Consider the following 25,067-nt stretch of genomic DNA (forward strand, 5'->3'; position numbering starts at 1 on the left):
TGCTGAGCGCCATGCTAAGTGCCATGCTCCCTCCTGGAATCATCAACTGTTAATGAGAAACAGTGATAATAACGAGCCAGGAGCCAAGCACAACCCCTTAAGGGCAGGTGTCAGCGATGTCTTACAAAAATGTAAGAGATATCGTACAAAATTTTAAGAGATGCCTTACAAATATCGCAATCCTTGATCACTTGTGGCGTATATCACTCGCATTCCTGGGAGTTAAACCTCTTCCGGTCCCACCAGATGTTTCACTTCCAGATAGGCGCTTAGCCCCCAAGGGCCTAGCTCACGGCCAATACCGCTGCGCTTGAAGCCACCCCAGGCGGTTTCAGGTAGCACCAGTTGCTCGCTGTTGTACCAGATGCTGCCAGCTTTAAGCTGGCGACCAATGCGCCTGGCGCGTTCGGGGTCACCGCTAATCACCGTCGCCGCCAGGCCATAGGCGCTATCGTTTGCAAGTTTGATCGCTTCCTCTTCACTTGCAACACTACGCCCGCAAAGCACCGGGCCAAAAATCTCCTCTTGCCATAAGCGACTTTCTACCGGTACATCCCGGTAAAGGGTGGGCGCCAGGAAGTAGCCTTGAGTGGGCAGGGTACGATGTTGCGCATCGCGTACTACCGCCAGCCCTTCCTGCTTGGCAATATCCAGGTAGCGCTGTACCACGTCGCGCTGTCTGGCGCTGGTGAGAGGCCCCAGGTCGGTCCCTTCTGCTAACGGATCTCCCAGAGTTAACGCATCCATACGTTCGGCAAGCGCAGCATAGAGCGCCTCCGCTACGTCTTTATGAACCAGTAGACGTGAGGTCGCGGAGCAAATCTGCCCGGCATTAAAGTAGATACCCGCCATCACCCAGTCGGCAGCCTGTGCAGGGTCGGCATCGTCCATGACCAGAATCGGTGATTTACCACCCAGCTCCAGGGACACGCTGGCGGTGCGGGTAGCCGCTGCCTGCATCACCGCCTCTCCTACCCGGTTACTGCCCGTAAAAGAAATTTTATCCACACCGGGATGATGGGTCAGCGGTGCTCCGATCCCTTCCCCATCACCGTTAAGCAGGTTCAGTACGCCAGCAGGCAACGCTATTTCAAGGGCAATCTCTGCCAGTACCTGTTCAGGCAGCGGGGTCACCTCTGAAGGTTTAAGCACTACACTACAGCCTGCTGCCAAGGCAGGTGCCAGCTTCCATGCACTGGTCACCAGCGGAAAATTCCATGGTGTGATCAGCCCCACCACTCCGACAGGGTCGTGATAGCAGCGCGCCTCAATGCCTTCCATCTCAACACTCACTAACTCCCCCTGGCGGGCATCCAGCGCCTTGGCCTGCTTCGCATAGTAACGGTAGCAGGCAATGGCGTCGTCCAGGTCGATCCCGGCTTCTGCCAGTGGTTTCCCATTGTTGGTTGCCGACAGCGTAATGAGCTCCTTGCAACGGGCTTTCAGGCTATCGGCAAACCCATCGAGGTAGACTGCCCGCGCAGCGCCGCCTAACGCCTGCCAGTCAGGCTGGGCCTGTTGCGCAGCTTTTACGGCAGCGTCTACATCTGCTGCATCCCCGGCGGTAACTTGGGCAATGCGCTCTTCGCTATATGGGTTCATCACATCAAGCACACGGGAACCTGCCGATGCGACCCACCGACTATTGATAAACTGCTTATTGAGTAACGGAATGTGCTCTATCTGGGAAGTCATAGACACTATCATGGCTCCTTTAAAGGTCGTGTTGGTGCTGTGCGCTGATTGGTTGCAGGTTCATATGGTTACCCGCTTAAAAAGCATTACCTTACTGGCCACAAAATAAAGCACACCCGTGATGACAAAAACAGGCAGCGATGCACCAAACTCCAATGGCGCGACCCAGTTCCAGTAATAGGCCAGTAGTGCGCCCACCCCATAGCTGCCCAACGCCAGCCAGTTAAAGGAGGGCAGGCTGTGTTCAGCCTGGATAAGCTGTGCCGAGGTATAGCGCTGGCGGCCCAACAGGTAGTAATCCACGATGATCAGTGAAAAAGCTGGAATGAAGACACTGCCAATAATCAGTAAAAATGTTTGAAACTGATCCAGAATACCGGGGATTAACGCACCGACAATGGATATCACCCCAATCAGAAGGGCTGGCTTCCAGAAAGGCACCGTTGGCCGCACGCTCATAAACGAAAGCGTCGCGCTGTAGACACACATCACGTTAGTTGTCAGAACCGAAAAGAAAATAACCAAGGCCGCAGGCAGGCCGAAACCGAACCCACTGAGCAGGGTTGTCGGGTCATAAGTGGGTTCCATACCAACGCTAATCGACAGCGCCGATACTGTAGCCCCCAACCCCATGGCAACCAACGTCGCCATCACATAGCCACCCCAGGTGCCCACAACGGCAGCTTTTAGCGAGCGACAGTGGCGATTGTAATCTGCGGCTAATGGAATCCAGGAAAAAGCGGTTGCTACAACAATATCAAACACCACTCCGCCCCCCAGCACTCCTTCGGGCTCCAGTTGGGTAATACTGGGCAAATCGTAGTGGCGATTCAGCGCAAACAGCACCACCGCCGACAACCCCAGCATCAGCAGTGCCGCTATTTTCTCGACTTTCTCGATACCCAAATGGCCGCGCAAGGCAATGAGTACGACCAGCGACTCACACAAGACCGTGAAGAGTGCAACATTGGAGTAACCGGTCAGACTTTCAACCGCGTAATCCAGACTCATACCTGCCAGTAGCGCCTGAATCCAACTCCAGGCAATCAGCGCAAGTAAATTAACCCAGGCGGGGAAATTAGCCCCTTTTCTACCGAAGGTACCCCGTGCCAGCACCATCGTCGTCATACCGGTTTGCTGCCCCATGGCCCCGATCAATACCAACGGAATGATCCCCACCGCCGAACCCAGCAGAATTAACAGCATCGCATGCTGAAAGGTGAGATCAGGAACCAAAAACATACCGGTTAAAATAGTGGTAACGACCACATTGGCACCGAGCCACAGCGCAAAGGTTCCAGGCAACCCAAGGCTGTGCTCAACATGATCCGCCGAGAGAGTATCCTGCCCTAGTATGCGATTATTTTTCATTATCATCACCTGGTTTTACTAGCGTTTTCTGCCAGGCAGCGGCGTCTATTTCGATCAGTAAGGGGCCGGTAGGGACACGGCTGGCAAGCGCTCTGGCCAGCTCAGCGGGGCTTCCCACCAATACGCCGGGGCAACCAAACCCTTCAGCCAGAGTAAGAAAGTTCGGTGCTTGGATATCGACCCCCAGGCGGGCGACGCCGTTAGCATCCATATAACGACGGATCTCTTCATAGCCTGCGTTGTGCCACAGCACAATAACCACCGGCAAGCACGCTTCTACTGCTGTGGCTATTTCAGCAAGGGTAAACATCACGCCGCCATCACCTACCAGCGCCACCACAGGCAGTTCCGGCTTGGCCAACTGGGCGCCAAGTGCAGCGGGAAGCCCATACCCCAAGGTGCCGTAGCCTGTCGAGGCATTGAAATACCGCCGAGGCGCTGGCTGGCTTACCAGATGGTTGCCTGCATATACCGGCGCGGTGGAATCTCCCACCAGAATCGCCTCGGGAAGGTATTCGGCCAGGGTGTTATAAAGTGGCACGAAATCGCTAAAGGCGGGGTGGTTTACCAGATTCAGCGCGCTCAATGCCGCCGCCGTTCGTTGGGCACCGCCGCGCTGCAATGGGTCGGGGAAGTGGGCAAAAAGAAGCTCAAGGCTACGTCCAGCATCGCCTACTAAGCCAAGTGTGGTGCGCTGGTTACGCACCAGTTGTTCAGGGTCTAGATCGATACGGATCAGTGCACCGTTAAGATGAAAGCCATCATCAAACACCACATCGTAATCAGTCTCTCCCAGTTCGGTGCCAATCGCCAGAATCACATCAGCGTTGGCGACAAGCGTGCGTACCGCAGGTAGTGCGGCGTTGGCACCCAAATCCAGCGGGTGGTTACGGCCAAGCAACCCTTTGGCGTTGATCGTGGTCACCGTAGGCGCATCAAGCTGTGCTACCAGTGCCCGTGCTGCTTGCGGTGCTGCTACACAGCCGCCGCCCAATAGCACTAAGGGCTGCTTCGCCGCTTTTAACATGCGGGCTGCCTCGCACAGCCCTTCCGGGTCGGGGGCCGCGCGATAGAGCTGTGGCGCCTGCCAACTGTCCGGCACCTTAACCGGTGAATGAAACAGATCAATCGGGATTTCAATATGTACCGGACCTGGGCGCGCGCCATTAAATACCACAAAGGCACGCGCCAACACATCGGGCAGTGTGTTGGCATCCAGAAGTGTGTGGCTAAACCGCGCCACACCGCTGATCATTTGCTGCTGGCTGGGGAGTTCATGCAGTCGCCCCTGGCCAAGGCCCAGGGTATCGCGGCGATTCACGCTGGAAATGACCAGCATGGGGATAGAGTCCGCCAGGGCCTGGCCCATGGCAGTGGCAATATTGGTCATCCCAGGTCCTGTGATGATCAGGCAAACACCGGGCTGGCCGCTGGCGCGCGCATAGCCATCGGCCATAAACCCGGCGCCCTGTTCATGGCGCGGCGTTATATGCTGTACCTCACTGCCTTCCAACCCGCGATAGAGTTCGACGGTATGTACCCCAGGGATACCAAACAACGTGCGCACACCGTAAGTGTCGCGCAGCAGGCGTATCAGCAGTTCGGCACAGCTCATAGTCGCTTGATTGCTCGTTGCATCACCGTTCATTGCAGGCCCCTTAAAAGAAAAACGTATGGGCCATAAAGGCGATGATCGGCAGCGTAATCGCGGTACGCAGCAGGAAGACCACGGCCAGCTCCCAGAACTTGATGGGAATTTTCGATTTGAGCAACAGCGCACCAATTTCCGACATATAAACCAGCTGCGTCATGGATAGGCAGGCAATCACAAAGCGGGTTAGTTCGCTTTCGATGTTAGTGGCCAGTACGGCGGGCAGGAACATATCGGCAAACCCCACCAGGGTTGCCGGGGCAGCGGCTTGCGCTTCTGGAATACGCAGTAGCTCCAGCACCGGCACCATGGGATAGGAAAGCCATGTAAACAGCGGTGTAAACTCTGCCAGGATCAGTGCCACCGTGCCGATGGCAAATACCAGCGGCAACAGCGTCAGGAAGATATCGATCACATTCAGCAGCGCCAAACGCCCAAGCGCTTTAGGCCCCGGTGCCCCTGCCGCCCGGCGGGTGGCCTGAAGCAGGCTGTAACGAAACAGGCCAACATGTTCAGTACGTTCTTCACTCAGCTGGCAGCCGACCGGCTCGTAGTAGTCATTGGATTTGCGGGACAGCGGTGGAATACGCGCCACAATCACCGCCGCGATTAAGCCCGATACCACCACCGTAAAGTAGAACGGTACGAAGAGGTGGTTAATATCGACAAAATTAGTAATCAGCAGGCTAAAAGCGATAGAGGCAACGGAGAAGTTGGTCGCTATAACAGAGGCTTCACGCCCATTGTAATAGCCCTGCTCATACTGTTGGGCGGTGATCAGCACCCCCACCGTCCCCGAGCCCATCCAAGAGGCCGTGGCGTCAATGGCACTTCGTCCCGGCAGGTTAAAAACCAACCGAAACGGCTTGCGCACCAGGGTGCCAATGAACTCCATAAAGCCGAACTCAACCAGGAAAGGGAGCAGCAGGGCGGCGAAGAAAAAGAACGTCAGCAGTACCGGTGCAAGGTCATTCAGCATCACCCCACCGGTAAACGATGCAGTCACGAACTCAGGCCCAAACTGGAAAAACGTCATCACCACAAAGATAGCGCCCAAAATACGCATGGCGATCCAGATGGCTCCCACATCGAACATGTCGTGGAAGGGGCCCTGTTGTGCCCAGGCGGGTTTAGCTGCTTTTACATAGAGCGTTACCACCACCGAGAGGCAGAGCACCAGCATAGCAATGGCCGGCAAGGCTGAACCAAGCAGGGTTTGTAACCCATCAGCCATCAACCCCATGCCAATATTGACCGTTCCACCCACCTGAAAAGGAACTAAAAACAACAGGATGCCAATGAGTGACGGAATTAGAAATTTCAGTAAATGGTCTGGGGATATCGGTGCCAACGATGTGGGCGCTTCCGATTTCACTTGGGAGTACGACATACGGTTCACCTATTGAGTGTGATTATTGGAGGTGGCTGGCGGCGTCCTGGGTGGAGGAAAGCGATACTTCCCTCCTGGGTACTCACTGTTTTTTTATGCATGGCGCCTTGTTAGCCCGGCGCCTGAAAAACCTGGGTGCCATGGTTAATCGCTGCGTTTTACGCCGGGCAACACACACAACATTTCATACAGCAGCGTTGCCCCCATCAGCGCGGTGTTGCCGCTGGGGTCGAAAGGTGGAGAGACTTCCACCAGGTCGCCGCCCACAATATTTAAGCCGGCCGCGCCGCGCACAATTTCCAGCCCTTGGGTAGAGGTCAGCCCCCCCATTTCAACCGTGCCGGTGCCAGGGGCAACCGAGGGGTCCAGGCCATCGATATCGAAGCTGATGTACACCGGTGTATCGCCCATCTGCTCGCGCACTTCCTGCATCAACGGCGCCAGCGAGCGGTACCAACACTCTTCAGCAGGCACAACGCGAAAACCCTGTTCTCTGCACCAGTCGAAGTCCTCAGCCGCATAGCCTGTTCCTCTCAAGCCGATTTGCACCACCTTGCGATGAGCCAGTAGCCCTTCTTCCTGGGCACGACGAAAAGGCGTGCCATGGGCTATCGGCTCACCGAACATGTGTTCGTTCACATCGGCGTGGGCATCAATATGAATCAACCCTACCGGGCCATGCTTTTTGGCCATCGCACGCAGGATCGGTAGCGTCAGGGTATGTTCGCCCCCCAGAGTCAGCGGAATGCAGTCATGCTTAAGCACGTCATCGTAGAAGGCGGTGATGATGTCGACGCTTTTCGGCAGGTGAAAGGTATTGATCGGTACATCACCGATATCAGCTACCTGGAGGCTTTCGAAAGGTGCTGCGCGAGTTGCCATATTGTAGGGGCGCAGCATGCGCGACTCATCCCGAATCTGGCGTGGCCCAAGGCGTGTGCCAGGACGGTTCGAGGTACCAATATCCATGGGAATGCCGATAAAGGCAGCATCTAATCCGGCAGCACTCTCTTGAGTGGGTAAGCGCATCATTGTGGCGGGACCACCAAAGCGCGGCACACTGTTGCCTCCCAATGGCTGATTAAACGCGGTCATATACACCTCCTGGGCTTTTAACGTGATAGCGCCGCCAAACGCGGTTAAGGGAGATATTGCACAGAGCATGCCAAGTTAACGGGCGCCTAAATAGGCGGCTTACGCGTCTCAATGATTCATAAATGAATTAAAAACATGCATAATCAATGCAAAATCGCATCAATGATTCATAAATGAATCAACCACAGGAGTCTCTGGTGAGCGAAATCGACCGCTGTGTGCTGCAAACCATTGTGGAAACCGCCAACGACCACTTCTTTATCGTCGGTGGCGATGGACGGGTGCTGGATATCAGCCCTGGGGCCGAGGCGGTTTATGGTGTCCCGCGTGATGAGTTGCTTTCCAGTAGCGTCCAGCAGTTGCAGCAGGCGGGCGTGCTCAAGCCATCAATTACCCTGGAGGTGATGCGTACTCAACGGCCAGCCCAGCTCATGCAGGTAACGGGAACGGGGCGACGTGTTATTGCTGAAGCCTACCCGGTATTCGTCAATGGAAAGCTGGAGCGAATTATCAGTCGCTCGCGGGACTTAACCGACCTGCAGCTTTTGCAAGATGAGTATGCGCTATTGCAGAAACGCTTTAGCGAACACTTAATACGCAGCCATGCCACCCCTGATGCCGACGAGCAGGCACTGGATGACGCCCTGGATAATCTCCAGGTTCGCAGCCACGTTATGCGTGAAATTGCGCTACTGCTAAAGCGGGTGGCATCTTCGGACGCCAATGTACTGATGTTGGGTGAATCCGGCGTGGGTAAAACCGCTTTTGCCAAACAACTGCACCGCTGGAGCGAACGCCGCGGCGGCCCCTTTATCGAGGTTAACTGTGCCGCCATTCCTGAAAACCTGTTTGAGTCTGAAATGTTTGGCTACCAGCCAGGTGCCTTCAGCGGTGCGGCACGGCAAGGTAAAGCAGGTTTGTTAGAGCAGGCTGAAGGCGGCACGCTATTTTTGGATGAGATTGGCGAGTTGCCGCTGCTAATGCAAACCAAGCTGCTGAAAGTCATTCAGGATGGCAGCCTGACCCGATTAGGGGATACCCGCCCGCGCCGGGTTGATTTTCGTTTGGTTGTCGCCACCAATCAGGACTTGGGCAAGCAGGTAGAGGCTGGTAACTTCCGGCTGGATCTTTACTACCGTTTGAATGTGATTCCTGTCACTCTGCCGCCCCTCCGCGATCGCCGCGAAGATATACCCGGCCTGGTGGAGGCTTGTCTGAAGCGCCTTAACCAACGCTACGGGCGGCAAAAAATTCTTGGCAACCAGGTATGGTCAACGCTTATGGGAAGTGAATGGCCGGGCAATGTGCGTGAGTTGGAAAACTGGTTGGAAAGAGCCTGGCTCTCAAGCCCTACCGACCAAATTGAGGTACTCGCCGCTCATCCCCCGGCACAGTTATCCCCCGCCAGCGTCCAGCCCATGAGTACTCCCTCTGCAGCAAACCCAATGATGGAGCACGAAACCCTAAAGCAGTACCTTGCCCGGCTGGAGCGAGACACCCTTGAGCAACTCAGCGACACTCTGCCCAGCACCTACGCCATCGCCAGGCGACTGGGAATCAGCCAATCCAGCGTGGTACGCAGGCTACAGCGTTATGGTTTGAATGCTCCAAAGCAGCAGAGTGTCTGACACATCCAGCCCACTACTCTGCTAGAGGTTAATAGTTCAGAATTACACTTGACTCACTTTTTCCCCGCTAGAGTGCGTTCGATACATGCTTGTATCCAGTCACAAAATAGCATAATCCTCGGCTCATCCACCCGATGTGCCGCACATACTAGATAATAGGCGTGCGGTGCTGGCACTTCGGCATCAAATAGGCGCATAAGGTGTCCACGAGCAAAGTCTTGAGCACAAACGATCCGATCCCCCAGAGCCACACCAAAACCCGCAGCGGCAGACTCCAGAGACATATGTGCTCCCCATAGCTGGGTACCGCGTTCCATATCATGAATATCCGCCCCTACTCTTGCCAACCACCGCTTCCAGTTACCACCATCATCTTCATGTAGCAGCCAACTCCCCCTCAGCTCACCTATCTGATGTGGCTGATCACTGGTGGTAAAAAAGAGTGGATGACATACCGGCGTCATATTGAAATTAGCAAGAAGCTTTACGTACTTACGATCCCACTCACCATGGCCATACACCACCGCCACATCATAATCGTGGGTCGCTACCCCTTCATCATCAAGGTTCTGGGGCACAACAGTCAGATCAATATCAGGAAAAGCGCTGCGAAAGCCCTTCAACTGGTGAGCCAACCACTTGGTGGCCAAGGTGGGAGCGCAAACAACCTGCAGTCTGCCCTCAACACTGGGTAGCCCGAGCTTCATGGTGCTTTCCGCAATAAGGCGTAAAGCCTCCCGCACTTGGCGAGAGTAGACCAGTCCCGCCTGATTAAGCCTCAGTTGTCGGCGATCGCGGTGAAACAGCACCATTCCCAAAGACTCCTCAAGAATCTTCAACTGATGGCTCACTGCTCCATGAGTGACGTGTAGTTCTTCAGCAGCCTGTTTGAGGCTCTGTAGACGAGCCACAGCCTCAAAAGCACGTAATGCATTTAAAGGGGGTAATGAGCGCCTCATGTAAATTTTTCTCACATCAAAAGACAAAAAATATGAATTTTATTATCAACGCCCTTTTGCAAAACTGAAAGTCCTGCACATGGCAAATGGAGAGGGGGAGCTATGCGAGCGAGCAATTGCTATGAACATAGTGTCACGCTTAATGACCCACTTATTATTGAGCAGTTTTCTCGAGACGGCGTTGTTTGCTTGCGTGATGTGATTGACTCGAGCTGGCTTGCTCGGCTTGAAGAAGGAGTCGGTGAAGCTATCGAACAAGGTGGCCCACACCACTTCCGTTTCGGCTCACCCAATGCTCCCGGTTTTTTCTTCGGTGATGTGATGCTTTGGCAACGCTGGCAGCATTTCCGCGAGTTTGTATTTGAAGGCCCTCTGGCTAGTCTTGCCAGGCGCTTAATGAATTCTCATGGTGTGACCTTCTATCACGACTTTCTACTGGTTAAAGATGCAGGCTCAACCCAACCGACTCCTTGGCATCAAGATCAATCTTACTGGTGTGTGGGCGGTAACCAAGTATTAACAATCTGGGCGCCACTGGATTCTGTCAGCTCTGCCAACACTCTCGAATTCGTACGTGGCTCCCATCGCTGGAATACTCTCTATGCTGCGGTCCCTTTTGCTCCCGAAAGCGCTTTTGATGGTAGTCGCGACGGACGTCCAGCAGTGCCTAATCTCGCCAACTACTGCAATGAAGAGGATATCGCCAGCTGGTCCCTACAACCTGGTGATTGCTTAGTATTCCACGCACGCACCCTCCATCGCGCGCCTGGCAACCCACTGCCCCACCCTCGCCGAGTACTGTCGACATGCTGGGCGGGTGATGATGCTCATTACATTGAAATAGCGAGTGATCTTGCTCCCCCCATTAAAGGCGAGGGTTTGTTACCCGGCGCACCACTTGCTTGTTCAACTTTCCCGAGGATTCTTTAATGCCCACTTCGATACACACACCCAACCCTGATCGTTTGGCTCGAGAAAAAGGCCGCAACTTTACTGAGGTGCCTGTTATTGATCTTGCCCCCGCTATTGGCCCTGATGCCACATCCATATCACGACAAGCGGTGGCTGACGAAATTGGGCTTGCCTGCGAAAAAATAGGCTTTTTCTATGTTGCCAACCATGGCATCAACAGCCAGCAGATCTCAGCAGCATGGGCAGAGGCAAAACGTTTTTTTGCGCTACCGCTAGAACGCAAAAATGAGATTCATATCAGCAAGCTACCCAACCACCGAGGATACCTGGGTATTGGTGAAGAGACACTCGATGCCTATGCTGCAGACAGTAAAGAAGTGTTCAAAATCGGGCTTGAGCTACCGCCTGATGATCCAGATTTCATTAATGGCATCATCATGTACGGCCCTAATACTTGGCCCCGCGACCTGCCTGGATTTCGAGAAACGATTTACCGTTATTATCAGGAAATGACAGCGTTATCGAAGGAGCTTTTCCGCCTGTTCGCCCTTGCTATCGGCATTGACGAACTCTTTTTCGATGACAAAATCGACAAGCCTATGGCTCAGCTTAACCTGATCCGCTATCCCGCACACGAAGGTGAGCCTCGGGTGGGTATCGGTGCCCATAGCGATTACGAATGCCTGACGCTCCTTGCTCAGGATAACAATGGAGGTCTTGAGGCTCGCAATGCCGCTGGAGATTGGATAGCGGTACCTCCGATTGAGGGGACTTTCGTAGTCAATATTGGCGACATGATGGCGCGTTGGACCAATGATCGCTTTGCGTCGACCGTGCATCGTGTCTATAACCGTTCAAGCAATGAACGCTACTCAATGCCTTTTTTCTGTGGCTGCAATTATCACACCCTGGTCAGTTGCTTGCCTCACTGCTCAAGCGCCGATAATCCACCCCATTATCCCGATACAATTGCCGGTGAACATTTAGTTGGGCGCCTTGATGCTACCAATGCCCATCGCCAAAAAACCAGTGGCGCAGGGGTATGAAAGCAACCGTGCCAGACTGGCTTAGAGGCGTATGGCAGCGCCAGCGTATCGACTATGCCGATGGCACCAGTGACACCTCGAGCAGGGTGTTTTGGTTACAAGGGTTAAGCTGCTATGGAGACCTGCGTATACCGATAAACCGGCCTCTAGTGCCTAGGTTTGGTGCTTCCCATGTCCATGACCTGGCGCTCGCGCGACAGCAGGGCGCTACTGGACACTGTCATTATCATAATGGACGGGCGATTTGGAAGCGTGAATGGGGCTATCAACCAATCGTCGACTTTCCAGAGCCAGGTGAAATGGAATTGCATGGCAATCGCATGATCGAACGTGCTCCATCTGGCGCTTATGAGGAGGAATGGCTTCGTTTGACGCCAACAGACCCGGATATACATGTTTGGCTGCGAGAAGACGGACACATGCGGCTGCTGGTCATAGATGATTTTGCCATGCTGATTGAGCGCCGCTCAATACCCCTACCGTCACAGCCTTTACACGAAATACTGTACAAATCATCACAAGACCCTCAGCGACTACTTGGCTGCGAGATTTCCTACGCGGGGCGGGGTTCTGGCAACACTTTTATGATTTGTGACTCAACCCTCCCCTGGCGTGAAGGGCAACCTCTTGACCTAGGCAATATGCAAGGCGAGATATCAGTCCGCGGCTGGCGATTAGAGGAGCACCATTCAAGCCGCTCTATGCGCCAACCGGCTACTTCGCCCCCCACCCTTGGGTTATCGCCCAATAATGGTACGGGCTTTGCAGGTTAAAGCATGAACGTTACCCCTTTGAACCGCTCAGGAGCCGTCATGTCCAGCCCTTCCAAGGCACATACGTATGAGCCAGTGATCGATAAGGCTCGACACAGTGTTGTACAAATCAGCATTCAGGGTATTCAAAAACGTTATGGAAACTTTCTAGCTCTTGACGATGTTTTCATTGACGTTCAACGCGGGGAGTTTCTCACACTGCTTGGTCCCTCGGGGTCAGGCAAAACAACCTTACTTATGATACTGGCGGGTTTCAGCACACCCACTGCCGGACGTTTGACCTGGGAGGGGCGTGACTTCACCCAGCGTCCAGCCGAAAAGCGTAACTTCGGTATGGTATTTCAAGGCTACGCGCTATTTCCACATATGAGCGTTGCAGAGAATGTAGCCTTTCCATTACGTATTCGTGGTGTGCCTGTCGCCAGCCGCAGTCAGCGCGTGAGGCAAATGCTTGAAACTGTGGGACTTAGTGAACATGCCCATAAAAAACCTCACACCCTCTCCGGTGGTCAGCAACAGCGTGTAGCGCTGGCTAGGGCATTGGTCTTCGAACCAGAGATGTTATTGCTTGATGAACCATTTTCGGCTCTCGATAAGAATCTGCGTAGCCAGCTGCAAGATGAGATGAAGCGCATACATAAAGAAACGGGCACTACCTTTGTCTTCGTAACGCATGACCAAAGCGAGGCTCTTGCACTGTCTTCCCGTATTGCTATTTTCAACCAAGGCCGTCTGGCTCAACTAGATACCCCCGAAAGACTTTACAACCACCCTCACAATCGCTTCATTGCCGAATTTCTGGGGCGTATGAACTTATTGCCACTAACCCATCTGAGGCGTTCTGGGCAGCGTGTCAGTGGTCATTTCGAAGACACCATCTTAACAGCGACTAACTTACGCCACATTCCTCACAATAACCTGATATTAGGGATACGCCCCGAACAACTAAGGATTACGCTCAACTATAAAGAAGCTACCGATGAAAGCACTAATTGCCTTGCTGTCACTCTTCAGGAGCGCACCTATCAGGGACATAGCATGGATCTAACCCTCGCCACCTCCAAAGGCCATGTATTGACTACTAGCATCCCCAATACTCATCCAGTTGCCAGCGCGACTCCAGGTTCCCCTTTATGGCTGTACTGGCCGATTGACGTCGGCATCATAATCGAGGCTTGAATATTTCCATTAGATAGTCCAACCGGAGTAATCACCATGCATCAGACACACCAGCAGGACTGTATCGAACTACTTGTTGAAAAGGCGCGAATTGGCCAGATAGATCGTCGCAACTTTCTCAAGGCAGCTGGTCTGCTAGCGGCATTGCCACTAGCCATGCGCAGCGGCATTGGATGGGCACAAGATCGCCCTGTCGTTATCGTTAACTGGGGAGGTGATGCTATCGATGCATATAGACAAGCCTGGACCGAAAGCTTTACCCGAGAAACAGGCATTCCAGTGCGCATTGATGGCAGTGGCCCTACGGAAGGGGCGATCCGCGCCCAGCTTGCCTCTGGCCGCCCCAGTTGGGACGTAGTGGATGCAGAGCCCTTTACTTCCCTGACTCTGGGTCGCGAAGGACTCATGCGGCCGCTTGACTTCAATACCATTGAACGCAGCAAAGTGAATGAAGCGTTTGCCACAGAGTTCGGTGTGGCGGGCTACCTGTACAGCTATGTTATCGCCTGGGATAAGGAACGTTTCGATGCGGCCCCACAAACCTGGGCGGACTTTTGGGATGTTGAGCGTTTCCCCGGCAAGCGCACCATGTACAAATGGATGAATGGCGTACTCGAAGCAGCCCTGCTGGCCGATGGTGTTGCGTTCGAGGATCTCTATCCCCTCGACATAGCACGAGCACTCGACAAACTTGATGAGCTGCGCCCTCACATTCTGGCTTACTGGGGTTCTGGAGCCGAAAGTCAGCAGTTGTTCCTCGATAGGGAAGTCAGTATCGGGCAGATATGGAATACTCGAGCCATTGTGCTTGACCGCGATACCGACGGACGAGTCGGCTGGCACTACGACAATGCTTGCGTTACTCCGAGTAGCTGGGCAGTCCTTGGAGACAATCCAGCAGGTGCAGAGCCCGCCATGCGCTTTATTGATCATGCACTAGAGCCAGAAGGTCAGGTCGAACTACTCAGGTTGTTGGGTAATGGTCCATCGAATCCAGCTGCCGAAGCATTGATTCCCGAGGAACTTATCGAACTCAACTGTGGCTCAGTCGAGAATCTCGCCCGCCAGTTCAAGCTCGACATCGAATGGTACGCTGATCACTACGGCAGCGTACTAGATCAGTTTCTATCGCGCACTGGTGCCTGATCTTATGAGGGCATGAAAATGATTACCCGCCTTCCCGAGCATTGGCAGTACCGTTTGCTGTTGTGGCCGCTGCCGGTTCTACTGCTGCTTTGCTATGTGGTTCCTTTCGCCGGCATTATCACCTGGAGCGTGACGCTTCCGGAGCTGGGAGTGGATAACTATGTACGCTTGGCAAACGATCCTTCAATACATGCCGTGCTATGGCGCACCCTCTATCTATGCGCCATTGTAGGTATCTGCGCACTGCTGCTGGCCTTTTTGATGGCCTACTGCTGGCTTTACAGCTCATCCCGATGGCAACGCTGGGTAGAGTTGTGCATCTTCCTACCTTTCTTTATATCGGTACTGGTACGCACGTTCGGATGGCTAGTAGCGCTGCGAAACAATGGACTCGTCAACGGTTGGTTACAGGATTTAGGACTGATCGACTCTCCATTAGCGCTAACCCGTAATACTCTCGGGGTAATCATTGCCATGGTTCACTTCATGGTGCCCTTTGCCTTCTTCCCGCTCCTTTCTTCGATGCGGCAAATTGATGACCGGGTGCTGTTGGCCGCTCGAGGGCTGGGAGCCTCACGTACTCGGGTATTCATCTCGGTATTTCTACCCCAGACCCTGCCCGGCTTGCTGGGCGCTTTCATCATGGTCTTCGTATTCTGTCTGGGTTTTTTCATTATTCCCGCCATTCTGGGGGGAGGTAGCACATTGATGGCTGCGGAATACGTTTTCTTGCAGATGTTTCAGACCTATAACTGGGGGATCGGAGCCGCATTGTGCGTACTGATGCTGGTATTAGTCTCCATGCTGGTGTGGCTATTGATGCGGTTTTCACGGGTCGAGCGGCTAGTCGGTTGAGGAGAACGCTATGAATATCTATCGAGTCGGCTGGCTGGCCAAACTCCTAGCGCTTATCACCATGGGATTTTTAATGCTCCCCCTTGCGGCGGTGATACCCGTGTCCTTCACCGATAAGCGCTATCTCTCAATGCCCGAGGGGGACTGGTCTCTACGTCACTATATTGCACTGTTCAACTCATCTGAATGGATCAATAGCATCCTGAACAGTACGGCCATCGCTATATCCGCTGCACTGCTGGCTACCCTGTTATCCACCACCTTTGTCATCGCTGTTTGGTATCGCAGTAACCAGTGGACACGCTGGTTGATCGGACTCTGCATGTTGCCACTGATTATACCGCCTGTCGTCTCAGCCATGGTGCTCTACTTCATGACGACTAACGTTTCCCGTATCGCTCCAAGCCTCGGCTATGACTCCCTGCCCGGTGTTATTCTCTCCCATACTCTCCTAATTGTTCCTTTTGGAGTCATTAACATGTTAGTGGCTATCAGTCGGATTGACCGACGTATTGAACTCGCGGCGCGCAATCTGGGAGCTGGTCTATGGCAAACCACCTGGATGGTACTGCTCCCTAACCTACGTCTCTCCATGCTGACGACCTTTCTGCTCTGCTTCATACTCTCCTGGGAAGAGATTGCCGTCACATTATTCATCACCAGTTGGGAGGTCATTACGCTGCCGCGTCAAATATGGAGCGGGCTTCGGGACAACGTCGATCCGGTGGTAGCCGCCATTTCCACCCTGTTGATTACCCTCACTCTAACACTGCTTCTGGTGCGCATGGCAGTATATAGCTGGCGTGCCCGGCAGCATCCATGACTAGGATGCCATTACCTGGGTGCCTGGGTATTATGTTCATAGTCACGAGTATTTGTTGTGGCATAGTCCTTCAGCAAATCAATGAAATACTGAGTTGCGGAAGAGGGAGGCGTCTTTTTTGACCAGACTAGTTCCATGGGCGTCTCCACCACGCACTTGTCCCGCGCCAAGCACTTCATTCGTCCCATATCAACAAACTGCCGAGCATAATGATGCGGTAGCACTCCAATATAGTGCCCCGTGAGTACTAGTATGGCGACAGCTTCCACTTGAGTCGCCAGCGACTTTTCCTCAAAGCTCGAAGAAAGTTTGCGGCGCTGTTCTCCGCCGACATAACTATGAGTGATAAACTTGTAGCCTTTGAGATCATTTAGCGATTGTTCTCTGTCAAATGAAAATATCGGGTGGCTACTACCGCAATAAAGCCCCGATTTCTCACTATAGAGGCTCAAGGAGTCAAGTTGGATGTGCCGCTCATATCTCGGCACTACCCCGCATGAAAATCGCCCACTTTCCAAACCGTTCTCGATATCCGTCAACGATACAGCATGCAGGGATAGTCTAATTTTACTTTCACGCTCCATGACTCTCGAAAGAACCTCAATAAGAGGGGAGCCTTCATCCGTGACCGTATTGTCGATTACCCCTATATTGAGTTCGCCAATAACTTCCCCGTGAGCCGTGTAGATACGATCACGAAAATCATCTAGCGCTCTAAACAATTCCAAGCAGTTTTCATAAACCATCTGCCCCTCTGCTGTCAGTTCAAAACCCTCTCGACCTCGAGAGCAAAGTCGCATGCCAAGTCGTATCTCCAGATCGGATATCTGCTTGCTAATTGAGGCCAAGCTGACATTAAGATGGCTTTGAGCCGCAGAAAACCCTCCAGACTCCACTACAATTTTAAATACTTTCAGCAGCTTAAACTCCATCGCACCAAAAGAGGGCAATCGCTTAAAGCGTGGTGCATATTGGCTTTCCAAACCGTAAAGTTCACTTTCCATCATAGGTATTCCCCTCATCTAAGGGATGTGAAAAATAGAATGCACAAGAGGGACGATTAAATAAAACACCTACCACTGAAACACAACACCAAGAACAAAATGCCTAAGTAATCGCCTGTAAAACCAGAACTAGCCGAAAAACACTAAAACTAAAACACTAAGATACTCATCAGGAGACTTTACAAATGACTACCTCCTCTGACCGACTCTGGGGTGCTCGTTTCAGCAATGGCCCTGCCAATGCCATGGTCAAGCTGTCGCGCTCACCACGGACTTACTTTCGCCTGACCCCATACGACATCGCAGGATCCATGGCGCACTGCAGCGAATTATTGAGGGCAGGGCTCCTAAGCGATGAGGAACACCAAGCTATCACCCTCGCATTAAAGGGCATCCAGACTGACTTTTCCAACGGCGAGCTTCATCCCAATGAAAACGACGAAGATATCCATACCTTTGTCGAGAGAGTGCTGATCGAGCGTCTCGGTTCCCTGGGTGGCAAGCTGCGTGCTGGACGTTCAAGAAACGACCAGTCAGCCAATGACTCACGGCTTTTTCTACGCGATCAAGTCCGCCGCATAGGCATAATGGTGCTGGAACTTCAACACGCTATTATTGAGCAGTCCAAACGGCACAAATACACTATTTCCCCAGGCTTTACACACCTCCAGCAGGCCCAGCCCGTCATCTTCGGGCACCATTTACTGGCGCATTCACAGGCGTTCCTGCGCGATGTTCAACGTCTCACCGATTGGGACCGGCGCTTCTCTACCTCCCCATTGGGTGCGGCTGCACTCTCTGGTTCTGCAATAACAAACAGCATGGAAAAATCAGCCAGAGAGATGGGCTATAACGCTCCATGTGAAAATTCGATAGATGCCGTAGCAAGCCGCGACCATATTGCAGAATTTCTTTTTATTGTCAGTATGTTAGGCGTCAATCTATCTCGTCTGAGTGAAGAGATATGTTTATGGACGTCACAGCAGTTTCGTTGGGTAAAACTGGACGACGGGTATGCGACGGGAAGTTCCATCATGCCACAAAAGAAAAATCCTGATATCGCGGAACTGACACGTGGAAAGTCTGGCCGCCTGATCGGCAATCTCACGGGAATGCTGACCACCCTCAAAGCCCAGCCCCTCGCTTACAACCGCGATCTCGGCGAAGACAAACATCAGATCATCGATGCCGTAGAGACACTCGAACTGGTGCTACCAGCGATGGCTGGCATGATCTCCACCATGGTCGTGGATGAAAGCGAACTACGCCGCCAAGCCCCGTTGGGATTCACATTGGCAACTGAAATGGCCGACTGGCTCGCCAAGCAGGGGGTACCATTCAACCACGCTCATGAAATCACCGGCGCAGCCGTCAGACTCTGCGAGCAGCATGGTATCGAACTTGATGGGCTAACACAGGAGATGCTTAAGGAAGTGGATAACCACCTGTCAGCGGAGGTTCTCCAGTGCCTCACGCTTGAGGCGGCCATTGAAGCTCGGAGTGGTTACGGTGGTACGGCCGTGGAAAGAGTCGAAGAGCAGCTACAACGCCTGGAACTTGCTCTGGAAGAGCAACACCAGTGGTGCAAGCACTATACAGGCCCAAGAGTATTGTAGCGCCAAAACATCTGACCACGAACAACAGCAGGACTACCACCATGCAGTCAACACATATACCTCACGGCAAGGGGGCAGACGGGCCTACCCTGCAGAATAGAGACTTATCTTCTTATAACGTCATACGTCAAAAGCATTACGGAAAATTTATTGCATCAATCGTCATTCTGGCTTTCGTATTAGCACTGCTTCATGCCTTCGCCAATGGCAACATCGAGTGGGAGTTCGTTGGACGATTCCTGACATCAAAGGCAATACTCTGGGGTGCATGGAACACTATCTACATGTCCATTCTTGCCATGGCACTTGGAACAGTGCTGGGCGTAGTGTTCGCCATCATGCGCATGTCCAGTAACCCTATCCTGAGATACGTTGCAAAGGGATATATCTGGTTCTTTCGTGGCACCCCCTTGATTCTTCAGTTGCTGCTCTGGTTCAACTTAGCACTGGTATTTCCCACTCTGGGTATCCCAGGGGTCCTTGAACTCAGTACCGTCGATGTGATGACCCCCTTCTTGGCGGCTTTGCTGGGCCTTGGGATCAACCAGGGTGCCTATACGGCCGAGGTTGTCAGGGCGGGGCTAATATCTGTCGACACGGGTCAGTATGAGGCAGCAAAATCGATTGGAATGACGCGCCTGCAAAGCCTCCGGCGTGTCGTACTCCCCCAGGCGATGAGGGTCATCATCCCACCGATCGGTAATGAGTTTATCAGCATGATTAAGATGACCAGTCTGGCCAGTGTCATCCAATACTCTGAACTCCTACACAATGCTCAGAATATCTACTACGCAAATGCCCGTGTCATGGAGCTCCTCATCGTTGCTGGGATTTGGTACGTCGCAATAGTGACCGTGCTGTCGATTGGTCAGAGTCGTCTTGAGCTCCACTTCGCCCGTGGCTCCAATCACACCAAATAACAACAGGGGAAGCTTCATGCAAAGCATCGTGGAAGGTAAGGGCATCAATAAGTACTTTGGGGAGTTTCATGCCCTCAAAGACATTGACCTCAACGTAGAAGAGGGTGAAGTACTCTGCATCATTGGCCCGTCAGGGTCAGGCAAAAGCACACTGCTACGGTGTATTAACCAATTGGAAAAGATTGATAGTGGCGGCCTTTGGGTAGATCAAGAGCTCGTTGGTTACAGAATTGATGGCGAAAAACTACACGAGTTGAATGAAAACCAGATAGCCAAGCAGCGTCTTGCCACAGGCATGGTGTTCCAACGTTTCAACCTCTTTCCTCATATGACGACATTGGAGAATGTGATCGAAGGCCCCATCCAGGTCTTGAAACATTCCCCCAAAGAGACACGCGAACACGCCATGCAGCTTCTGGATCAGGTTGGACTCGCCCACAAGGCCGACTCTTATCCAATAGAACTGTCCGGGGGACAGCAGCAGCGTGTAGCGATCGCCCGTGCACTTGCTATGCGCCCCAGGCTGATGCTGTTCGATGAACCAACTTCCGCTCTCGACCCAGAGCTTGTGGGTGAAGTGCTAACCGTGATGCGCAACCTTGCTAAAAGCGGCATGTCCATGATCGTCGTGACGCACGAGCTTGGTTTCGCAAGAGAAGTCGCCAACCGTGTGATCTTCATGGATGGAGGACAAATCATTGAAAGTGGGGAGCCAAAAGCAATCCTCACAAACCCTAGCAATGAACGCACCCAAGCGTTTATTTCCGCGGTCCTGAATTGAGCATAACGTTCAACGAAAACCACCTCTGACACGCAACTGAAAGGGAAATAACCATGTTAAGAACGGCTACAGTAACTACAACCCTTATACTGAGCGGTATGATGGTCTCACAGGCTCAATCGCAGGAGCTTCCCGATGACATCACCGCCAAGGGATACCTCACCGCAGCCATCGTTCCCAACTATCCGCCACTCGAATTCAAGGACCCCGAGACCAATCAACTGACAGGGTTCGACTATGACCTTGGCATGGCGCTGGTTGAGCACCTCGGCATCGAGATGCGCTGGCAGGAAAGTGCCTTCGAGCAAATGATTAGCGGATTGACGACAGGGCGCTCTGACATTGTGCTGTCGGGGATGACCGACACTGCCGAACGGCAGCAAGTGGTCAGCTTCATCAACTATCTGCGCTCCGGTCCGCAATTTTATACGCTTGCCGACAACTCTGATACAGACGTCGCAACCGACCTTTGTGGCAAGCGGGTAGGAACCAGCAGAAGGACCAACTTCCCGCGAGAGATTGAGACATGGAGCGAAGCCAACTGCGTGGCAGAGGGTCTCCCCGCGATAGAAGTCATCGGTACCGAGGGTTCTGCTGATGCGCGCGCGCAGTTGCGTCAACGGCGCCTTGATGCCGCCGTACAGGGTGGCGAAACCCTGCCATATATTCAATCGATGGAGCCAGGCGCCTACAAGATTGTCGGTGAACCTCTAGCTTATCAGTATACAGGCATCGCAACTGCTAAAGATAACATCGAACTCATTGATGCCCTGAGCAATGCCCTGGATGAGCTGATTCAAAACGGCGTCTATGGCGATATCATCGAAAAATGGGGACTGGAGGATTCCGCCGTCGAGGAAGTCATGATCAACGCTGGCAGTTGACCCTCCGGGCATGGGTGTTCGCATCCATGCCCTTTTCCGCCTTGTCTGAATATTGCACGCCGCTCCATATAACCATCGATGGAGACATAAGAGTGCTGTTAGACCCCCGTACAGCCATGGAGACTATGCATCACTAGCTTAGGAAGTCAGCCATGAAAAATACTCTCGAACAGCTCTCCAGCTTCATCGTCGAGACTGATATCAACGCCCTTCCCGATCGGGTTATCCAACAAGCAAAGTGGCACCTTCTGGATACACTCGGAGCAGCACTTGTGGGAAGCACCTCTACTGAAGCACGTCGTACACTGCACCTGCTGAAACGCAGCGAAAAGGAAGGATGTGCCACCGTTTGGGGCACGGACTCACGACTTTCCCCACGCTCTGCGGCTTTTGCCAACGGCGTCGCTGCACATGCCTTTGAACTTGATGACACTGGAGGCTGCGACCATTCAGGTGCTGTGGTAATACCTGCCCTGTTAGCCACTCTCCCCCTATGTGAGTGTAAACCCTCGGGGAACGAGCTACTCACCGCCATGGTGATCGGATATGACGTTGCCCGGCGGGTACTGGAGGCCTGCGGGGGGTACTCCTCGCATAATGGAGCAGGCTGGCACTCGACAGGCACATGCGGAGTATTCGGTGCAGCAGCAGGCTGCGCCTCCCTGCTCGACCTCAATAACAACGCTACCGCTTCTGCACTTGGCCTGTCTGCCAGTTTCAGTGGTGGCCTTTGGGCTTTCATCCACGATGGGTCGCAAAGCAAGAAGCTGCACGCCGCCCGAGCTGCCGAAGGTGGGTTACTAGCAGCACTGTCTGCCCAATCCGGCATCAGTGGCCCCCAGTACGTGTTCGATGAGGTCTGGGGTGGATTCCTATCTACCTTGGCAGGCGACCAGGCTCGGCCCTCTGCACTGACGGACGAGCTCGGGAAGTTGTGGAAAATCGAGCGTTGTTCCATCAAGCCCTATGCCTCATGTCGTGGTACGCATACTTCAATTGATGCACTAGGCCTGATTATCGATGACAACGCGCTTGAGGCCCGCGAGATTGAGAGCATCGAAGTTCGTCTTTCACCTTTCCTGGCGAAGATGTGTGGTACCCGAGATATCGATAGCCTAGCCAGCGCGCAGATGAGCCTGCCCTACGCGCTAGCCGCCCGTATGCTGTTCGGCAGAGTAGATCTTGATGCCTACTCTGATGCTTGTCGAAGCAGCGCCGAGATACATGAACTGATGTCCCTCATCACCCTGGTCGTCGACGGGCAGCTAACTGCAGATACAGAACCAAGCGTGATGCTGACCACCCGAAAAGGAAGCCGTATCACCAAGCGCGTGGACATCGCACTGGGGAGCCCTGGCAATCAGCTAAGCCATCACGCACTGGCCAATAAATTTTATACCTTGGCAAACCGAATACTTCCCACATCCTCCGTAGATATTGTCATGCGAAATTGTATGAAGCTTGATGCACTCGACGACCTGTCCCTGTTCGAGGCCGCACTATCATGCCGCTCTGCTTCCCCTGACGACACAACATGCGAAATACAAGGAGTCACCCATCAATGAATTATTCTTCATTCAACGAACAGGCCGGAAAGCTGAGAGAAAAAGTCGGACATGTCGAGTGGGAGACACGCTGCGAGCTTGCTGCCCTCTATCGTCTCATCGCGTATTACAGGATGACGGATCTGATCGATACGCATTTGAGCCTGCGCGTACCGGGTAACCGGGACCAATTCCTGATCAATCGATATGGCACCCCGTTCGAACACACTCGCGCTTCAGATCTGGTGCTCATCGATCATGCCGGTCACGTCATCGACCGCCTCAACCCCGACGCCCGAGTCAACGTTGCCGGTTTCGTTATCCATTCCGCAGTGCACATGGCTCGCGACGACTGCCATTGCATCATCCACACCCATACCGCCGCTGGTATGGCGGTTGCCGCTCAAGCAGCAGGCTTGTTACCGCTGACTCAACATGCGCTGAAGTTCCACGGCCGCCTCGCTTACCATGAATATGAAGGTATTGCCCTGGATATTGATGAGCGGGAGAGACTGATTCGCGACCTGGGTCCGCACAAGGCGATGATCCTACGTAACCACGGCCTGCTCGCTGCTGGAAGCAGCGTCGCAGAAGCCTTCATGAACATCTATTTTCTCGAGCGGGCCTGTCAGGCCCAAGTGCAAGCCTTATCCGGTGGGCAACCACTGCATTTACCTAGCGAGAGCGTACGTCAGCGCACGGCAGTCCAGTTCGATGCCGATGACGAGCAGGAAATCACCACTCTGGCATGGCTCGCCGCCCTGGCACTTATCGAGGATCAACGCGAGGCATACTGCTCATGACCCGGATAGCCTTGGTCGGCCACGGCAAAACGCTAGATATTCTCCAGGCTCAGCTACCCGACTTGGCCCCCGCATTCGAAGTGGTGCGCATCGCCCATGGCAAGACCTGCGACAACGCTGAAGTGGCTATCTGCTGGCACCCACCCCAAGGCAGCTTCGCAAGACTACCGAAGCTACGCCTCGTCCATTCGATCGCCGCCGGCTGCGACCACATCCTGGCCGATACCTCACTCCCTCCCGAAATACCAGTCTGCCGGATAGTAGACGGCGGGCAGCAACAGGGAATGGCCGAATTTGCACTCTGGGCGGTACTTCATTACCACCGGCGAATGGATCAGGTAATAGCACAACGTACCCGGCATCACTGGTTCACTCCGCTACAGGCCGCAACCAGTGCCTGCCGCGTAGGAGTAATGGGGCTCGGCGCTTTAGGCACCTGTGTAGCCGAGCGCTTGGCAAGTCATGGCTTCAGTGTACGTGGCTGGGCACGCACTCCAAAGCATCTCGCAGGTGTGGAGTGCTTTGTCGGCATGACAGAACTCAACGAGTTTCTTGAAGGGCTGGATATCCTGATCTGCCTGCTACCACTTACACCAGATACTCATGGAATCCTCAATACTGCAGTTATGTCGCAGCTCGCACAGCAGGCAGTACTCATCAACCTGGGCCGTGGCGAGCACTTGGTGCGACCCGACCTGACTACAGCACTCGATTCGGGTCAACTGCGAGGGGCCTTGCTGGATGTCTTTGACACCGAACCGCTTCCCACAGGCGATCCACTATGGAGCGACAAACGCGTGCTGATTACTCCCCATATGGCTTCATCATCCAGTAGCAACGCTATCGCCAAGCAGGTCATCGACAATATTCAACGACTGATGCAGGGTCGCCCACTACGCCATACGATCAATCATCAGGGGTATTAACGAATATCTAGCGCATGACAACGAGTAAAAGATGCTCTGATTGAAGTGTATAACTAGAGTATGTGA

The 25,067-nt window shown here is 53.5% G+C and carries 22 protein-coding genes; 15 read left to right on the forward strand and 7 right to left on the reverse strand.

The genetic code is table 11. The features are described 5' to 3' along the window. Positions 1 to 222 precede the first annotated feature (222 nt). The 5 genes from HP566_RS13095 to speB all read right to left on the reverse strand — a co-directional run bounded on the left by HP566_RS13095 (position 223) and on the right by speB (position 7,202). Positions 223 to 1,695, reverse strand: a complete 1,473-nt coding sequence (locus HP566_RS13095) for an aldehyde dehydrogenase family protein (RefSeq protein WP_249977899.1) — start codon at positions 1,693 to 1,695, stop codon at positions 223 to 225. A gap of 60 nt (positions 1,696 to 1,755) precedes the next feature. Continuing rightward, a complete protein-coding gene (locus HP566_RS13100; protein ID WP_249977711.1) occupies positions 1,756 to 3,066 on the reverse strand; it encodes a purine-cytosine permease family protein in 1,311 nt (436 codons plus the stop codon). Beyond that, a complete protein-coding gene (locus tag HP566_RS13105) occupies positions 3,056 to 4,714 on the reverse strand; it encodes a 5-guanidino-2-oxopentanoate decarboxylase (RefSeq protein ID WP_249977712.1) in 1,659 nt (552 codons plus the stop codon). The genes HP566_RS13100 and HP566_RS13105 overlap by 11 nt, the downstream gene beginning before the upstream one ends. A gap of 10 nt (positions 4,715 to 4,724) precedes the next feature. Beyond that, on the reverse strand, positions 4,725 to 6,107 hold the full coding sequence (locus tag HP566_RS13110) for a YjiH family protein (RefSeq protein ID WP_249977713.1): 1,383 nt from the start codon (positions 6,105 to 6,107) through the stop codon (positions 4,725 to 4,727). 144 nt (positions 6,108 to 6,251) lie between these two features. Next, the gene (gene speB / locus HP566_RS13115; RefSeq protein ID WP_249977714.1) at positions 6,252 to 7,202 is read right to left on the reverse strand and encodes an agmatinase; all 951 of its coding nucleotides are present in this window, start codon (positions 7,200 to 7,202) and stop codon (positions 6,252 to 6,254) included. Between the two features lie 173 nt (positions 7,203 to 7,375). On the opposite strand from speB, the gene HP566_RS13120 reads away from it, so the two are divergent. Then, positions 7,376 to 8,830, forward strand: a complete 1,455-nt coding sequence (locus HP566_RS13120; protein WP_249977715.1) for a sigma-54 interaction domain-containing protein — start codon at positions 7,376 to 7,378, stop codon at positions 8,828 to 8,830. A 53-nt stretch (positions 8,831 to 8,883) separates the two neighbouring features. Here HP566_RS13120 and HP566_RS13125 read toward each other — a convergent pair whose 3' ends face one another. After that, entirely contained in the window at positions 8,884 to 9,789 is a 906-nt protein-coding gene (locus HP566_RS13125) for a LysR substrate-binding domain-containing protein (protein ID WP_249977716.1), read from the reverse strand. Positions 9,790 to 9,891: 102 nt separating this feature from the next. Here HP566_RS13125 and HP566_RS13130 point away from each other — a divergent pair, with 102 nt between their 5' ends. From HP566_RS13130 to HP566_RS13160, 7 genes are read left to right on the forward strand one after another with little or no spacing between them, the layout of a single operon-like run. Beyond that, entirely contained in the window at positions 9,892 to 10,719 is an 828-nt protein-coding gene (locus HP566_RS13130; RefSeq protein ID WP_249977717.1) for a phytanoyl-CoA dioxygenase family protein, read from the forward strand. Further along, positions 10,719 to 11,747, forward strand: coding sequence for an isopenicillin N synthase family dioxygenase (locus HP566_RS13135; protein ID WP_249977718.1), 1,029 nt, complete (start codon positions 10,719 to 10,721; stop codon positions 11,745 to 11,747). The genes HP566_RS13130 and HP566_RS13135 overlap by 1 nt, the downstream gene beginning before the upstream one ends. Then, a complete protein-coding gene (locus HP566_RS13140; protein WP_249977719.1) occupies positions 11,744 to 12,520 on the forward strand; it encodes a hypothetical protein in 777 nt (258 codons plus the stop codon). The genes HP566_RS13135 and HP566_RS13140 overlap by 4 nt, the downstream gene beginning before the upstream one ends. A gap of 39 nt (positions 12,521 to 12,559) precedes the next feature. After that, positions 12,560 to 13,699 carry an ABC transporter ATP-binding protein gene (locus HP566_RS13145; protein ID WP_249977720.1) on the forward strand — a complete coding sequence of 380 codons (1,140 nt, stop codon included), beginning with the start codon at positions 12,560 to 12,562 and terminating at the stop codon, positions 13,697 to 13,699. Between the two features lie 36 nt (positions 13,700 to 13,735). Beyond that, positions 13,736 to 14,845, forward strand: coding sequence for an ABC transporter substrate-binding protein (locus HP566_RS13150; RefSeq protein WP_249977721.1), 1,110 nt, complete (start codon positions 13,736 to 13,738; stop codon positions 14,843 to 14,845). A gap of 12 nt (positions 14,846 to 14,857) precedes the next feature. Further along, a complete protein-coding gene (locus HP566_RS13155; protein ID WP_249977722.1) occupies positions 14,858 to 15,700 on the forward strand; it encodes an ABC transporter permease in 843 nt (280 codons plus the stop codon). Positions 15,701 to 15,710: 10 nt separating this feature from the next. Beyond that, positions 15,711 to 16,523 (forward strand): ABC transporter permease, encoded by an 813-nt coding sequence (locus HP566_RS13160; RefSeq protein WP_249977723.1) that lies wholly within the window; start codon positions 15,711 to 15,713, stop codon positions 16,521 to 16,523. Positions 16,524 to 16,534: 11 nt separating this feature from the next. On the opposite strand, the gene HP566_RS13165 is transcribed toward HP566_RS13160, so the two are convergent. Then, entirely contained in the window at positions 16,535 to 17,530 is a 996-nt protein-coding gene (locus HP566_RS13165) for a LysR family transcriptional regulator (protein WP_249977724.1), read from the reverse strand. Positions 17,531 to 17,712: 182 nt separating this feature from the next. Here HP566_RS13165 and argH point away from each other — a divergent pair, with 182 nt between their 5' ends. The 7 genes from argH (at position 17,713) to HP566_RS13200 (ending at position 25,001) form a co-directional block, all read left to right on the forward strand. Further along, positions 17,713 to 19,143 (forward strand): argininosuccinate lyase, encoded by a 1,431-nt coding sequence (gene argH, locus HP566_RS13170; protein WP_249977725.1) that lies wholly within the window; start codon positions 17,713 to 17,715, stop codon positions 19,141 to 19,143. Between the two features lie 41 nt (positions 19,144 to 19,184). After that, positions 19,185 to 20,063 carry an amino acid ABC transporter permease gene (locus tag HP566_RS13175; protein WP_249977726.1) on the forward strand — a complete coding sequence of 293 codons (879 nt, stop codon included), beginning with the start codon at positions 19,185 to 19,187 and terminating at the stop codon, positions 20,061 to 20,063. 16 nt (positions 20,064 to 20,079) lie between these two features. Continuing rightward, positions 20,080 to 20,844 (forward strand): amino acid ABC transporter ATP-binding protein, encoded by a 765-nt coding sequence (locus HP566_RS13180; protein ID WP_284041459.1) that lies wholly within the window; start codon positions 20,080 to 20,082, stop codon positions 20,842 to 20,844. Positions 20,845 to 20,942: 98 nt separating this feature from the next. Further along, positions 20,943 to 21,728, forward strand: coding sequence for an ABC transporter substrate-binding protein (locus HP566_RS13185; RefSeq protein ID WP_249977727.1), 786 nt, complete (start codon positions 20,943 to 20,945; stop codon positions 21,726 to 21,728). A 152-nt stretch (positions 21,729 to 21,880) separates the two neighbouring features. Next, on the forward strand, positions 21,881 to 23,293 hold the full coding sequence (locus HP566_RS13190; RefSeq protein WP_249977728.1) for an MmgE/PrpD family protein: 1,413 nt from the start codon (positions 21,881 to 21,883) through the stop codon (positions 23,291 to 23,293). Next, a complete protein-coding gene (locus HP566_RS13195) occupies positions 23,290 to 24,075 on the forward strand; it encodes a class II aldolase/adducin family protein (RefSeq protein ID WP_249977729.1) in 786 nt (261 codons plus the stop codon). Before HP566_RS13190 ends, HP566_RS13195 begins: the two co-directional genes overlap by 4 nt. Further along, positions 24,072 to 25,001 carry a 2-hydroxyacid dehydrogenase gene (locus tag HP566_RS13200; protein WP_249977730.1) on the forward strand — a complete coding sequence of 310 codons (930 nt, stop codon included), beginning with the start codon at positions 24,072 to 24,074 and terminating at the stop codon, positions 24,999 to 25,001. The genes HP566_RS13195 and HP566_RS13200 overlap by 4 nt, the downstream gene beginning before the upstream one ends. Positions 25,002 to 25,067: the final 66 nt, after the last annotated feature.

The sequence above is a fragment of the Vreelandella olivaria genome (genome assembly GCF_023507745.1).
In the GTDB taxonomy this organism is placed as follows: domain Bacteria; phylum Pseudomonadota; class Gammaproteobacteria; order Pseudomonadales; family Halomonadaceae; genus Vreelandella; species Vreelandella olivaria_A.

What these genes read in the sequence shown, in the direction of transcription:
- HP566_RS13095 (WP_249977899.1), bottom strand. Translation starts at nt 1,695, where the DNA reads ATGACTTCCCAGATAGAGCACATTCCGTTACTCAATAAGCAGTTTATC.
- HP566_RS13100 (WP_249977711.1), bottom strand. Translation starts at nt 3,066, where the DNA reads ATGAAAAATAATCGCATACTAGGGCAGGATACTCTCTCGGCGGATCAT.
- HP566_RS13105 (WP_249977712.1), bottom strand. Translation starts at nt 4,714, where the DNA reads ATGAACGGTGATGCAACGAGCAATCAAGCGACTATGAGCTGTGCCGAA.
- HP566_RS13110 (WP_249977713.1), bottom strand. Translation starts at nt 6,107, where the DNA reads ATGTCGTACTCCCAAGTGAAATCGGAAGCGCCCACATCGTTGGCACCG.
- speB (WP_249977714.1), bottom strand. Translation starts at nt 7,202, where the DNA reads ATGACCGCGTTTAATCAGCCATTGGGAGGCAACAGTGTGCCGCGCTTT.
- HP566_RS13120 (WP_249977715.1), top strand. Translation starts at nt 7,376, where the DNA reads ATGAATCAACCACAGGAGTCTCTGGTGAGCGAAATCGACCGCTGTGTG.
- HP566_RS13125 (WP_249977716.1), bottom strand. Translation starts at nt 9,789, where the DNA reads ATGAGGCGCTCATTACCCCCTTTAAATGCATTACGTGCTTTTGAGGCT.
- HP566_RS13130 (WP_249977717.1), top strand. Translation starts at nt 9,892, where the DNA reads ATGCGAGCGAGCAATTGCTATGAACATAGTGTCACGCTTAATGACCCA.
- HP566_RS13135 (WP_249977718.1), top strand. Translation starts at nt 10,719, where the DNA reads ATGCCCACTTCGATACACACACCCAACCCTGATCGTTTGGCTCGAGAA.
- HP566_RS13140 (WP_249977719.1), top strand. Translation starts at nt 11,744, where the DNA reads ATGAAAGCAACCGTGCCAGACTGGCTTAGAGGCGTATGGCAGCGCCAG.
- HP566_RS13145 (WP_249977720.1), top strand. Translation starts at nt 12,560, where the DNA reads ATGTCCAGCCCTTCCAAGGCACATACGTATGAGCCAGTGATCGATAAG.
- HP566_RS13150 (WP_249977721.1), top strand. Translation starts at nt 13,736, where the DNA reads ATGCATCAGACACACCAGCAGGACTGTATCGAACTACTTGTTGAAAAG.
- HP566_RS13155 (WP_249977722.1), top strand. Translation starts at nt 14,858, where the DNA reads ATGAAAATGATTACCCGCCTTCCCGAGCATTGGCAGTACCGTTTGCTG.
- HP566_RS13160 (WP_249977723.1), top strand. Translation starts at nt 15,711, where the DNA reads ATGAATATCTATCGAGTCGGCTGGCTGGCCAAACTCCTAGCGCTTATC.
- HP566_RS13165 (WP_249977724.1), bottom strand. Translation starts at nt 17,530, where the DNA reads ATGATGGAAAGTGAACTTTACGGTTTGGAAAGCCAATATGCACCACGC.
- argH (WP_249977725.1), top strand. Translation starts at nt 17,713, where the DNA reads ATGACTACCTCCTCTGACCGACTCTGGGGTGCTCGTTTCAGCAATGGC.
- HP566_RS13175 (WP_249977726.1), top strand. Translation starts at nt 19,185, where the DNA reads ATGCAGTCAACACATATACCTCACGGCAAGGGGGCAGACGGGCCTACC.
- HP566_RS13180 (WP_284041459.1), top strand. Translation starts at nt 20,080, where the DNA reads ATGCAAAGCATCGTGGAAGGTAAGGGCATCAATAAGTACTTTGGGGAG.
- HP566_RS13185 (WP_249977727.1), top strand. Translation starts at nt 20,943, where the DNA reads ATGATGGTCTCACAGGCTCAATCGCAGGAGCTTCCCGATGACATCACC.
- HP566_RS13190 (WP_249977728.1), top strand. Translation starts at nt 21,881, where the DNA reads ATGAAAAATACTCTCGAACAGCTCTCCAGCTTCATCGTCGAGACTGAT.
- HP566_RS13195 (WP_249977729.1), top strand. Translation starts at nt 23,290, where the DNA reads ATGAATTATTCTTCATTCAACGAACAGGCCGGAAAGCTGAGAGAAAAA.
- HP566_RS13200 (WP_249977730.1), top strand. Translation starts at nt 24,072, where the DNA reads ATGACCCGGATAGCCTTGGTCGGCCACGGCAAAACGCTAGATATTCTC.